This is a genomic window from Paraburkholderia youngii (assembly GCF_013366925.1).
Lineage (GTDB): Bacteria > Pseudomonadota > Gammaproteobacteria > Burkholderiales > Burkholderiaceae > Paraburkholderia > Paraburkholderia youngii.
Map to the genome: position 1 here is coordinate 4812300 of NZ_JAALDK010000001.1, position 11479 is coordinate 4823778.

The 11479-nt window shown below is 64.4% G+C and carries 9 protein-coding genes; 7 read left to right on the plus strand and 2 right to left on the minus strand.

Annotation, left to right across the window (positions count from 1 at the left end):
• Positions 1–19 precede the first annotated feature (19 nt).
• The 7 genes from G5S42_RS22105 (at position 20) to G5S42_RS22135 (ending at position 9158) form a co-directional block, all read left to right on the plus strand.
• On the plus strand, positions 20–271 hold the full coding sequence (locus G5S42_RS22105; protein WP_176108732.1) for an acyl carrier protein: 252 nt from the start codon (positions 20–22) through the stop codon (positions 269–271).
• Positions 268–1575 carry an acyl-CoA dehydrogenase family protein gene (locus G5S42_RS22110; protein ID WP_176108733.1) on the plus strand — a complete coding sequence of 436 codons (1308 nt, stop codon included), beginning with the start codon at positions 268–270 and terminating at the stop codon, positions 1573–1575. The genes G5S42_RS22105 and G5S42_RS22110 overlap by 4 nt, the downstream gene beginning before the upstream one ends.
• On the plus strand, positions 1576–2646 hold the full coding sequence (locus tag G5S42_RS22115; protein WP_176108734.1) for an amino acid--[acyl-carrier-protein] ligase: 1071 nt from the start codon (positions 1576–1578) through the stop codon (positions 2644–2646).
• Complete coding sequence (locus tag G5S42_RS22120; RefSeq protein WP_176108735.1) at positions 2643–3716, plus strand: DUF1839 family protein; 1074 nt, start codon at positions 2643–2645, stop codon at positions 3714–3716. Before G5S42_RS22115 ends, G5S42_RS22120 begins: the two co-directional genes overlap by 4 nt.
• A gap of 7 nt (positions 3717–3723) precedes the next feature.
• Positions 3724–6372, plus strand: coding sequence for a glycosyl hydrolase 2 galactose-binding domain-containing protein (locus G5S42_RS22125; RefSeq protein ID WP_176108736.1), 2649 nt, complete (start codon positions 3724–3726; stop codon positions 6370–6372).
• Positions 6373–7001: 629 nt separating this feature from the next.
• Positions 7002–7736: a Crp/Fnr family transcriptional regulator gene (locus G5S42_RS22130; RefSeq protein ID WP_006048767.1), complete on the plus strand. Its 735-nt coding sequence runs from the start codon at positions 7002–7004 to the stop codon at positions 7734–7736.
• A 36-nt stretch (positions 7737–7772) separates the two neighbouring features.
• Positions 7773–9158: an undecaprenyl-phosphate glucose phosphotransferase gene (locus tag G5S42_RS22135; protein WP_176108737.1), complete on the plus strand. Its 1386-nt coding sequence runs from the start codon at positions 7773–7775 to the stop codon at positions 9156–9158.
• Between the two features lie 173 nt (positions 9159–9331).
• Here G5S42_RS22135 and G5S42_RS22140 read toward each other — a convergent pair whose 3' ends face one another.
• Both G5S42_RS22140 and G5S42_RS22145 read right to left on the minus strand, forming a co-directional pair.
• Positions 9332–9754, minus strand: coding sequence for a helix-turn-helix domain-containing protein (locus G5S42_RS22140; RefSeq protein WP_176108738.1), 423 nt, complete (start codon positions 9752–9754; stop codon positions 9332–9334).
• 494 nt (positions 9755–10248) lie between these two features.
• Positions 10249–11478: a glycosyltransferase gene (locus tag G5S42_RS22145; RefSeq protein WP_176108739.1), complete on the minus strand. Its 1230-nt coding sequence runs from the start codon at positions 11476–11478 to the stop codon at positions 10249–10251.
• Position 11479: the final 1 nt, after the last annotated feature.

The following is an 11479-nucleotide window of genomic DNA, read 5'->3' on the forward strand; positions in this document are numbered from 1 at the left end:
GCATAAGGGGGAGCACTGCATGAAAACTGCTTTGAGACGCATCCTTTCAGAATCCGCACGCCTGGATGTCCCGGTGGAAAGCCTCGCCGACGACGCCGACCTCTATGCTGCCGGACTCTCATCGCTCGCGACCGTGCATCTGATGCTTGCCATGGAAGACGAATTCAACGTCGAAATTCCTGACCGTATGCTGACGCGCCGCCTGTTCTCGAGCATCGACTCGATGGCCGCCGCGATGACGGAGTTGCTGCAGGCCAAGGCGGCAGCATGAGCGCGCCGCTGCTGGATCAGGCCGCCGCGGCGGCCTGCGGGGCGGCCGCGAACTCGACTACCGACGCACGGACCGGCGCTGGCGAGAGCCCCGCCACCGGGGCGCTGACCGCGCTCGACAGCGGTCCCGAATGGCGTGCTGCAGCGCATCGGTGCGCGGCGATCGCCGCGCAATACGCGGACGCTGTCGACCGTGACGCGCGCTTTCCGGTCGAGGCGTTCGACGCACTGAAGGCCGAGCGTTTGTTGTCGGCGATGGTGCCGACCGCCTACGGTGGCGCGGGCCTGTCGCTTGCCGATATCGGCGCGATCTGCGAAACGCTCGCCCAGGGCTGTGCATCGACGGCGATGATCTATGCGATGCATCAGATTCAGGTCGCGTGCATCGACTCTCATCGCGGCAATTCGGCCTGGCAAGCGAGCCTGCTCGCGCAACTGGCCGAGCAGCAATGGCTGCTCGCGTCGGCGACATCGGAAGAGACGATCGGTGGCAACATGCGTACGAGCGCGTGCTCGGTCGAGCTCGATGGCGCGCGTTTCCGGATCGAGAAGCTCGCACCGACGATCTCGTACGGCGCGCACGCCGACGGCATCCTCGTGACCGCTCGGCGCACCGCCGAAGCGGCCGCGTCCGACCAGGTGCTGATCGTCGCGCTGCGCGCCGAAACGCAGCTCGAGCGACGCGGCGGCTGGGACGCGATGGGCATGCGCGGCACCTGCAGCGAGGGCTTCCGGCTCGTCGCGACAGGACTCGCCGAACAGATTCTTGCGACGCCGTTCGCCGACATCGCCGATCAGACCATGCTGCCCGTGTCGCACACGCTGTGGGCGTCGGTGTGGACCGGCATCGCGATCGACGCGGTCAATCGCGCGAAAGCGTTCTTCCGCGCGCAGGCGCGCGCGAAGCCCGGCTCCATGCCGCCGGCGGGCCTGCGGCTTGCCGAAGCCGTCGGGCTGCTGCAGATGATGCAGGCGCGTCTGTCGGTTGCACTGGAGGCCGCGCGCGCCGCGCATCAGGCACGCGAGGGCGCGATCCAGGCGGACGCCCCGCTCGCGGCGATGCTCGGTTTCGCGTCGGACATGAACACGCTGAAGACCAGCATCTCGAGCACCGCGCTGCAGGTCGTACAGGAAGTGCTGATGATCTGCGGCATGGCGGGCTACAAGAACGGCACACCTTATAGCGTCGGGCGCCATCTGCGCGACCTGCACTCTGCGCCCTTGATGATCAATAACGACCGTATCGCGCAGAACACCGCGAGTCTGCTGCTCGCGCAACGTCCTGCCGCGCCGGGGAGACCCTGAATGAAGCTGATGACCGATACCGCCGCTGCTGCCACTGCCGCGGCGGCCTCCGCCGACGTGGGGCCTTCGCTCACGCTGCGCGACGAGATGCTGGCAGCCGGCCTGCTGATCGACACCGGCGAAAACGGACTGTATGGCCGCAGCCAGATTTTCGAGGACGTGATCGATCGATTGAACGTGGCGATTACGCATCTCGGCAAAGATCAGCAAGCCGAAGTACTGCGTTTTCCGCCCGCGATGCGCCGCACCGACTTCGAGGACAGCGAGTACCTGAAGAGCTTTCCGAATCTCGCGGGCACCATCCATGCGTTCTGCGGCGACGACATGGGCCATCACCGCCTGCTGCGCGCGCTCGACGAGGCGATGGCCGATAGCGACGACGACCGCGGCGACGCGTGGTTAGCGCAACAGAAACCGACGCGCGTCGTGCTGACGCCGGCCGCCTGCTATCCGATCTATCCGGTGATTTCGCGGCGCGGCCCCCTGCCCGCCGGCGGCCGCACGATCGACGTGCTGTCGTACTGCTTCCGCCATGAGCCGTCGCTCGATCCGGGCCGGATGCAAATGTTCCGTCAACGCGAATACGTGCGTCTCGGCAGCCCCGAGCAGGTGATGGCGTTCCGGCAGATGTGGATCGAGCGCGGCTCGTTGCTCGTGAAGCTGCTGGGCTTGCCCGTCGAAGTCGATCTTGCGAACGATCCGTTCTTCGGCCGCGGCGGCAAGATCGTCGCCGATAGCCAGCGCGCGCAGGCGCTCAAGTTCGAGTTGCTGATCGCGGTCGCCGATCCGCGCGGCAAGACGGCCTGCCTGTCGTTCAACTATCACATGGACCACTTCGGTGCGATCTGGAAGATCGCCTGCGACGACGGCACGACCGCGCATACGGGTTGTGTCGGCTTCGGCATGGAACGCATCACGCTCGCGCTGTTCCGTCATCATGGGCTCGACGTCGACGCGTGGCCCGACGACGTGCGCGCGCTGCTGTGGGGCGATACCGGGAGCCGCGTCGCGGATGCGCTGCAGGCGGCGCAATCTATGCAAACCGCAGCCGTCGCTGGAGAGCGCGCATGAACTCATCGCCGACTTCGGCGCTTGCCGGCTCGCGCGCCAACTCGTCGCTGCCGCGACGCGCAGGCGATCCGCCGACGCATCACGAGACCCACGCGGCGCCGCGTGCCGGCACGCAGTTGCGCGAGCACGTAGCGCACGCGCTGCATCAGGGCGAACGCGTGTGGCAGGAGACCAACTGCTACGTCGATCTGTGGATCGAGCTGCTGCACGGCTTCGGGCTCGACCCGCGCGCGGCGCTCGCGTTCACGGTCACGCAGGACTTCGAAGGCGATCAGTTCACGTTCTTCAAGTTTCCGCTCGATGATCTCGAACGGCTGTATGGCACCCAGGTGCAGGAGCTCGCGATCTACGATTCGCTCGAAGAACGCGTGCTCGCGCAGACATTGCGCGGCCACACCGTGCTGGTCGAAGTCGACGGCTACTACCTGCCCGATACGCGCGCGACCTCGTATCGCAGCGAGCATCCGAAGACCACGATCGGCATCGACTTCGTCGATACCGCCGCGCGCCGCCTCGGCTATTTCCACAACACCGGCTACCACCAGCTCGAAGGCGACGACTACGACGGCGTGTTTCGCAAGCTGCCGCATTTCACCGGCCAGCCCGATCTGCTGTTTCCGTACGTCGAGTTCGCCAAGCAGGCGCGGCCCGCGCTCGAAGGCACCGCGCTCGCGGAGGCGTCGGCGCAACTGCTGTGCGCGCATCTGGAGCGGCGTCCATTGAGCAATCCGATTTCGCAATGGCGTGCCGCGTTTCCAGCGCATCTCGATACGCTGTTCGAGCGCGACGAGGCGTACTTCCATTTGTACTCGTTCAATCTGATGCGGCAGCTCGGTGCGAACTTCGAGTTTCTGTCGAAGTATCTGCAGTGGCTGTCCGCGCAAGGCTTCGAGATGCCGCCGACGATACCGGCCGCCGCGCAGTGCATCGCGTCGGAATCGATGGTGATGCAGTTCCGGCTGATTCGCGCGCTCGCGCGTGGTCGCCGCGATAGCTGCGAAGACTGCTTCGACGTGCTTGAAAGCGCCTATGAACAAACGCTGCCGCCGCTAGCCGCTCTGGTGCGCTAATGCGTTGATGCGCGTGCCTCGCGCCGCGCGGTTTTTCCGGGAATTGACCGTGGATGTATCGACACTCGATCCGGCGGCTGACGAGAGCGGCGCCGGCCGTCCGCGCGCGGACGGCGCGCTCTCCCTATGGCCACAACGGCTCGACACCGGCTGGGCTTGTCTGAGCACCCCGCCCAACGCCTATGTGTCACCGGCCGATCTGCCCGCGCAAGGCTGGCTCGCCGCGCCCGTACCCGGCACCGTCGCGAGCGCACGGCGCGCCGCCGGTCTGCTCGATGTCGATCACCCGCCACCGCTCGCGTTCGACGATCACTGGTATCGCGTCACGCTGATCGGCACCGGTCGGCGCCGCCTGCGCTTTCATGGACTCGCGACGCTCGCGCAAGTGTGGCTCGACGATGTGAAGCGGCTCGATTGCGCATCGATGTTCATCGCCCATGATGTGGATATCGAACTGAATGGCCGTGCGACGCTCGTGCTGTGCTTTCGCTCGCTGACGCCGGCGCTGGCGGCCAAACGCTCGCGTGCGCGCTGGCGGCCACGCCTCGTGTCGCCGCCGACGCTTCGCAATGTGCGCACCACCCTGCTCGGCCATATGCCCGGCTGGTGTCCGTCGATCCATGCGGTCGGGCCGTGGCGTCCAGTCGAGATGCTCGGCGACGCACCGCACGCATTCGACACGATTGATCTGACCAGCCGGCTCGAGCATGACGATGGGGTTGTTTCGTTGACGTTACGTTTCGTACACCCCCACGACGCCGCCTGCCGCGCGACACTCGCGTGCGGCAACCATGTTTCGTGTTTGCAATGGCACGATGCATATACACTCACCGGCGACGTGCGCGTGCCCGATGCGAAACGCTGGTGGCCGCACACGCACGGAGAGCCCGCTTTATATCCTCTGACGTTGCAACTCGCCGACGGCAACGTGATCAGCCAGTCTCTGGGCTCGATCGGCTTTCGTCGTATCGAAGTGGATCGCGGCGCCGATGCTGCGGGCTTTACCTTGCGCGTGAATGAGGTGCCCGTGTTCTGTCGCGGCGCGTGCTGGACCAGCGCCGATCTCGTCACGCTAGCAGGCACCGAAGCGCAATTGCGCCATACGTTCGAGCTCGCGCGCGCCGCCGGCATGAACATGCTGCGCGTCGGCGGCACGATGCTCTATGAATCAGATCTGTTTTATGCGCTCGCCGATGAGTACGGCCTGCTGATCTGGCAGGACTTCGCGCTGGCGAATTTCGACTACCCGAACGATGCCGCATTCAGCGCACTGATCGAGCGCGAAGCGAGCCAGTTCCTGACCCGCACGCGTCGCTTCGCGTCGCTCGCGGTGCTATGCGGGGGTAGCGAGGTCGATCAGCAGGCGGCGATGTTCGGACTGCCCGCGGCGCGGCGCGCGCAACCGTTGTTTACCGAGCTGCTGCCCGCGCTCGTCGCGCGCGAACGCGCGGACGTGCCCTATGTCAGCAATTCGCCATCGGGTGGCGCGTGGCCGTTTTCGACTAACGACGGCGTCACGCACTACTACGGCGTCGGCGCGTATCAGCGGCCGCTCGCTGACGTGCGGCGCGCGCAGGTGCGCTTCGCCGCCGAATGCCTGGCATTCGCCAACGTCCCCGACGACGCGACGCTGCACGACGCGCTCGGCACGATCCACACGCACGACCCGCGCTGGAAAGCCGCCGTGCCGCGCGATGCCGGCGCAGGCTGGGATTTCGACGACGTGCGCGATCACTATCTGCAGGCGCTTTACGGCGTCGAGCCGGCGCGCTTGCGCTATGAAGACACGGCGCGCTATCTGGATCTGTCGCGCGCGGTGGTTGCCGATCTGATCGGCGACGTGTTCGCCGAGTGGCGGCGCGCGGGCTCACCGTGCGGCGGCGGCCTCGTGTGGCAGTTGCAGGACCTGCGCGCGGGCGCGGGCTGGGGCGTGATCGACGCGACGGGACGGCCGAAAAGCGCGCTGCACGGCTTCGCGCAGACACTGCAGCCGTTGCAGGTCACGCTGACCGACGAAGGCCTGAACGGCCTCGATATCCATCTGATCAACGAGCGCGCGCAAACGTTTAGCGGCGAACTCGAACTGGTCTGTCTGCGCGACGGCAGCGTGAAGGTCACGTCCGCGCGCAGCGCGCTGACGCTTGCGCCGCGCAGCCTGCAACGCATCAGCGCGGCCGCGCTGCTCGGCCAGTTCTTCGATCTGACGCATGCGTACCGCTTCGGCCCGCGCGCGCACGATGTCACGATTGCAACGTTATACGATGCCGCGAGCGGCGAGATCGTGTCCGAGGCGTTTCATCTGCCCGAGCGTAGCGTGCACGCGAGAGATGACCTCGGTATGACCGTTCAGGTCGAACGTCGTGGCGACGGCAACGGCTGGCAGCTCGCGATCGAAACGAAGCGCTTTGCGCGCTTCGTTCATATCATTGACCCGCACTATCGCGCGACGCGCGACTGGTTCCATCTCGCGCCGAACCGGCGCTGTGTCGTGCCGCTGCTTCCGCTGGAACCGCTGTTGCCGACCGTGTTCGCCGCGTCGCCGCAAGAAGTCGTTGCTCCTGCATCAAACGCGGCCTTTAAAGTGGATGAAACAAGCGCGGCGCCCCAAGGGGAAGTCCGCGCGATCAATGCGCTTTCCGCCATCTTTTACGGCTAGTGGTGATTCCGAACTAGTCGCAGGCCCGCGAGGCGCGCCACAGCCCGCTTCGCACCTCTCGAACTGTCTGCTCCGCGCAGTCACTGTTGGCTCGAACGCGACTGTTAGCGGCTCTAAAAGGCTTTGCGTGCGACAGCGTACGCACTCCATTTAACACTTCTGAATCATTTCCGACACTTCAGGTCGAGCGCTTCAAAACGTGCATGCGGCGCCAGGTTCAAATCTGAGACAGCTTCGACAGCCCGCCTGTTTTTGGCCGTGAAGCCTTTGATATCAAGGGATTCCCCGAAACCCAAAGCTTTCATACGATGCATTCCCCATCCGGAGGGGGTGTGCAGAACTGAAACAAAAAGCCGCTTTTCCCCTCCCGACGCACTCCGGGTTCGTTCGCTGCGCCGCATCAGCACACGTTTTCCCTTATGTTGGCACGGTCCTCGCTATTACCTTCACGCAACAGAGTGCCACCGCACACGAGCGCAACAACAGAGGCGGTGGCAGACAGGCCTATAACGGGGCCGATGCTGGTCATCCTAGCTGCCCGCCGGGCAGCCCTGTCCCGAGGATGCGGGCATCGGATCAAATAAACGGAGAGAGTCGCGCGCGGCGCGGCTTTCATGCGAGGACCGATCATGTTGACACTTCAATCCGATTTGCACGGTAACCATCTGCTGGGCGCATTGCCTTCGCACGAATGGCAAGCGCTGGCCCCCCACCTGGAACTGGTTCATCTGCGCACCGAGCAGCTGCTGTGCGACTCGGGTCAACGGATCCATCATGTTTACTTCCCCACCACCGCGATCATCTCCATGCTCTCGACGATGGAAGACGGCAGCTCCGTCGAGATCGCCGCGGTCGGCCGCGAAGGCATGACCGGCGTGCCGGTCCTGACGGGCGGCGAAACCATGCCCAACCGCGTGCAGGTGCAATGCGCGGGCTTCGCCTACCGGATGAGCGCGCAGGCGCTTAAGCAGCAGTTCGCGCGGTCCGACTTTCTGCGTCGCCTGATGCTGCTGTATATGCACGCGCTTCTGACCCAGGTCGCGCAGACCGCCGCGTGCAACCGCCATCACGCGCTCAACAAGCAACTGTGCCGCTGGCTGCTGATCGAAGTGGATCGCGTCGCGTCGAACGATCTGACCGTCACGCAGCAGCTGATCGCCGACATGCTCGGCGTGCGCCGCGAAGGGATCACCGAAGCGGCTGGCAAGCTGCACGACGAAGGCCTGATCCATCATAGCCGCGGTCATATCAAGGTGCTCGACCGCAAGGGCCTCGAAGCCCGCGCGTGCGAATGCTACGGCCTCGTGAAACGCGAATTCGATCGTCTGCTGCCGCGCCTGCGCCAGGCGGAGACCGTCGAATAAGCGGGACGCCGTTCGATGACCGGGGTCGATTTGCCTATGTTTAGGGCTACTTCTCGATGTCTCGACGTGCTCTTCGTGATTGCAGGCGGTCTGCTAGCCCACTGGATCCGCTTTCCCGCGCCAATCGCGTTAGGCGATACCGAGCGCCTTCTGATTGCATTCAACTGTGTGCTGGTTCTGCTGCTGTTTCCGGGCTTCGGCGCCTATGAGACGTGGCGCGGCAACGCGCTCGCGCCAGTGCTCGCAAGAATCGCCGCCGCGTGGGTCGTGGTGGTCGCGACCTCGCTCGTGCTCGCGTTCACGCTGCATCGGATGGATGCGGTGTCGCGCCTATGGTTCGGATATTCGACGCTGATCTCCGGCGCGCTGATCATTGCGACCCGCTGCATCATGCACGTGGTGCTGCGCTTCGTGCGCCGCCGCGGGATGAACGCGCGCACCGTCGCGATCGTCGGCGCACCGGGCTTTGCGCGCACGCTGCTCGCGCATCTCGAGCATGCGCCGCAAGCGGGCTTCAAACCGGTGTGCGTGTTCGACACTAGCGTGGCAGGCCGCGACGCGTATGGCGCGCGTCTGGCCCGCCTGCCCGTGCTGACCGATCTGGAAGCGTTCGCGACGAAGGTGCGCGACGAACGCGTCAACGAAGTGTGGCTCGCGTTGCCACTTTGCGAAGAACACACGATCTACCGCTTCACGCGCACCTTCAGACACGACTTCGTCAATCTGCGCTTCATTCCCGACGTGCGCGGTCTGTCGCTGTTCAATCATGCGATCGTCGATGTCGTCGGTTTGCCGACGCTGAATCTGAGCGCGACGCCGTTCTCGCCGCCGCAGATGTGGCCCAAGCTGATGTTCGACCGCCTGTTCGCCGCGCTAGCGCTGTTCGCACTCGCGCCGGTGTTCGTCGTGCTCGCGATCGGCATCAAGCTCACGTCGCCGGGACCCGTGTTTTTCCGGCAGATCCGCAAGGGCGTCGATGGTCAGCCATTCTGCATCTACAAGTTCCGCTCGATGACCGTGCACCGGGAAGAGCACGGCCAGATCACGCAGGCGACCCGCAACGACTCGCGCGTGACGAAGCTCGGCAGCTTCATGCGCCGCACGAGTCTCGACGAGCTGCCGCAGTTTCTGAACGTGCTGCTCGGTCAGATGTCGGTGGTGGGTCCGCGCCCGCATGCGATCGAACACGATGATCTGTACAAAGACCAGGTGTACGGCTACATGCACCGCTACCGCATCAAGCCCGGCATCACCGGCTGGGCCCAGGTCAACGGCTATCGCGGCGCGACCGCCAAGGTCGAGAAGATGGAAGCGCGCATCAAATTCGATCTCTTCTATATCCAGAACTGGTCGTTCTGGTTCGACATGAAGATCGTCTTCATCACGGTTTTCAAGGGCTTCGTCGGCCGCAACGCGTTCTGATCATGCGATCGAGCGGATCGCTTCCGACGGTGGCGGCCATCGTGCCCGCGCCGCGGCGCGCTGCAAATGGAAACGCCAACTCCGGCGGCCCGATCGACAGCCGCCATCGTTGACGCAAGACAAAGAGCCGCGACGGACTCCGTCATGGACGGACCCGCCGCGCGACACCGCCGCTACAGGAACTGGCTGACGTCGGTCTGAAACCGTACCGCGAGCGCCTTGGCGACTTTCTTGCTGATCGCGCGGCGCCCCGCGAGAATATCGCTGACCACGGTCGGCGACGCGATGCCGGCCAGATCCTTCTGCTTGAGACCATGCGTGGTCAGCAAATGGCGCAGGACCTCGCGCGGCTCCGCTTTTGGAATCGCCAGGTTGCGCGCTTGCCAGTGACCGACCAGCTCCTTCACGATCGCGTGCAGATCCGCGAGCGGATCGTTGTCTTCGCCACTTAGATGATCGGACAGCGAGTTTGCGATGCGCACCATCTGGTGATAATCCTCTTCGGTGCGAATCGGCGTGATCGGCAACTGGCTCTTAAGCGCAGCCCAGGTTGCGGCAATGTCGGGAAAAGGTCCCGGAAGGCGATCGGCATTCATGAGTTTAAATTCGTCCTCGTCCAAAAGCCGTCGGCGCGTTAATCGGTGACGCGCGAATGACGACTGCCTGTTGTAGTGAATCGCCGTGGCACGCCGAATTGCCAGCACTGCGAACTTCGCAGTGAGGTGATTCAGCGGTCACGATAGCGAACGTCTGCTTCAGGTCGTTATGGCCACGCGAGGCATGCCGCGCCAGCGAATATCTCGCCCGTAGCGCGTGGCGCGCACCCCGATGTCATTTTTTGAAGTCCAGTCCTGCTTGCTTGACAATGGCCGGCCGCGGCTCGCCTTGCACGCGCGGTGCGTTTCGCGCGATAAGCGATACGCACTGCCGACACAAAGCGCGAAGCGGACGCGCCCACACCAATAGCCGCCCGGACGCGTTGGTCAGAACGGCTCGTTACTGCCTGTTGCGAAATCACTGCATGACGACGAAGACCCTTCCTTCTCCTATCGAAAACTCCACGAGGCGAGAACAGCGAAAGACCCTCACCTCATTGCCTCCACCTGCTTTTCGGCGCGGTGTCGCTAGCGATGCCGAGTTCCCGGGTCGCGAGATCGGACTCCGCCCACGTCACCTGTTCCCCCAGTTCCGCCGCCGGCAGACCCTGAGCGACCGCCGCAATCGTGCGCGTAACCTCGGCCATGAACGCCCGCCGGAACACCTGAGACGAAAACCGTTCGGCATTCGCGCGGCAGGCCGCCGGCGTGATGTACGCGCTCAGCCGCTCGAAGCGGTTGACCGCGTCGAGCAGCGACACCGCCGTCTGACGCGCGAAGAAAACACCGGTGGGATGCGGGTCGCCGACCGGCACGACCGTTTCGAGCGCCCCGCCCTTGGCGAACGCAATGACCGGCGTGCCGCAGGCCTGCGCTTCGAGCGGCACGATGCCGAAATCTTCCTCGGCGGCGAACACGAAGGCTCGCGCGCGCGCCAGGTAATCCTTCAGTACGCCAAATGGCTGATAACCGAGGACCGTCACGTTCGGTCCGGCTTTCGTGCGAATCGACGCCATCTGCGGCCCATCGCCGATCACGATCAGCTTGCGCTGCGGCGTCGCGTTGAACGTCTCGACGATCAGATCGATGCGTTGATGCGGCACCATCCGCGACACGCTCAGATAGAAATCGTCTTTCTCGGCGCGCAGTTCGAATTCGTTCACGTCGACGGGCGGCGGAATCACTGCGGCATCGCGCCGATAGGTTTTCAGCATGCGCCGCGCGACCGATTGTGAATTCGCGATCAGACGATCGACACCATTCGTCGACTGCGCGTCCCAGCCGCGCAGATAATGCAGCAACACCCGCGCGGCCCACGACTTCGGTCCGCGCAGCAGATTCGCGTCGCGCAGATACTGATGCTGCAGATCCCACGCATAGCGCATCAGCGAATGCACGTAGCTGATGTGCGTCTGATGTGGGCCGACCAGTACACCCTTCGCGACCGCGCAAGAACTGCTTATGATCAGGTCATAGTTCGACAGATCGAACCGTTCGACGGCAAGCGGCATCAACGGCAAATAGGCGCGATACCGGGTGCGCGCAAACGGCAGGCGTTGTATGAATGACGTGGTGACCGGCTTACCGGCTAGCGGCGTGCGATCTTCGAGAAAATCGACGACGCTGAAAACATCGGCGTCGGGAAAGCACTCGATGATCTGCCCGAGCACTTTCTCGGCGCCGCCGGGAGCGACCAGCCAATCGTGCACGATCGCCACTTTCATA

Excerpts from the sequence above, each read along its gene's own strand:
- G5S42_RS22105 (WP_176108732.1), top strand. The coding sequence starts at position 20 with ATGAAAACTGCTTTGAGACGCATCCTTTCAGAATCCGCACGCCTGGAT.
- G5S42_RS22110 (WP_176108733.1), top strand. The coding sequence starts at position 268 with ATGAGCGCGCCGCTGCTGGATCAGGCCGCCGCGGCGGCCTGCGGGGCG.
- G5S42_RS22115 (WP_176108734.1), top strand. The coding sequence starts at position 1,576 with ATGAAGCTGATGACCGATACCGCCGCTGCTGCCACTGCCGCGGCGGCC.
- G5S42_RS22120 (WP_176108735.1), top strand. The coding sequence starts at position 2,643 with ATGAACTCATCGCCGACTTCGGCGCTTGCCGGCTCGCGCGCCAACTCG.
- G5S42_RS22125 (WP_176108736.1), top strand. The coding sequence starts at position 3,724 with ATGCGCGTGCCTCGCGCCGCGCGGTTTTTCCGGGAATTGACCGTGGAT.
- G5S42_RS22130 (WP_006048767.1), top strand. The coding sequence starts at position 7,002 with ATGTTGACACTTCAATCCGATTTGCACGGTAACCATCTGCTGGGCGCA.
- G5S42_RS22135 (WP_176108737.1), top strand. The coding sequence starts at position 7,773 with ATGTTTAGGGCTACTTCTCGATGTCTCGACGTGCTCTTCGTGATTGCA.
- G5S42_RS22140 (WP_176108738.1), bottom strand. The coding sequence starts at position 9,754 with ATGAATGCCGATCGCCTTCCGGGACCTTTTCCCGACATTGCCGCAACC.
- G5S42_RS22145 (WP_176108739.1), bottom strand. The coding sequence starts at position 11,478 with ATGAAAGTGGCGATCGTGCACGATTGGCTGGTCGCTCCCGGCGGCGCC.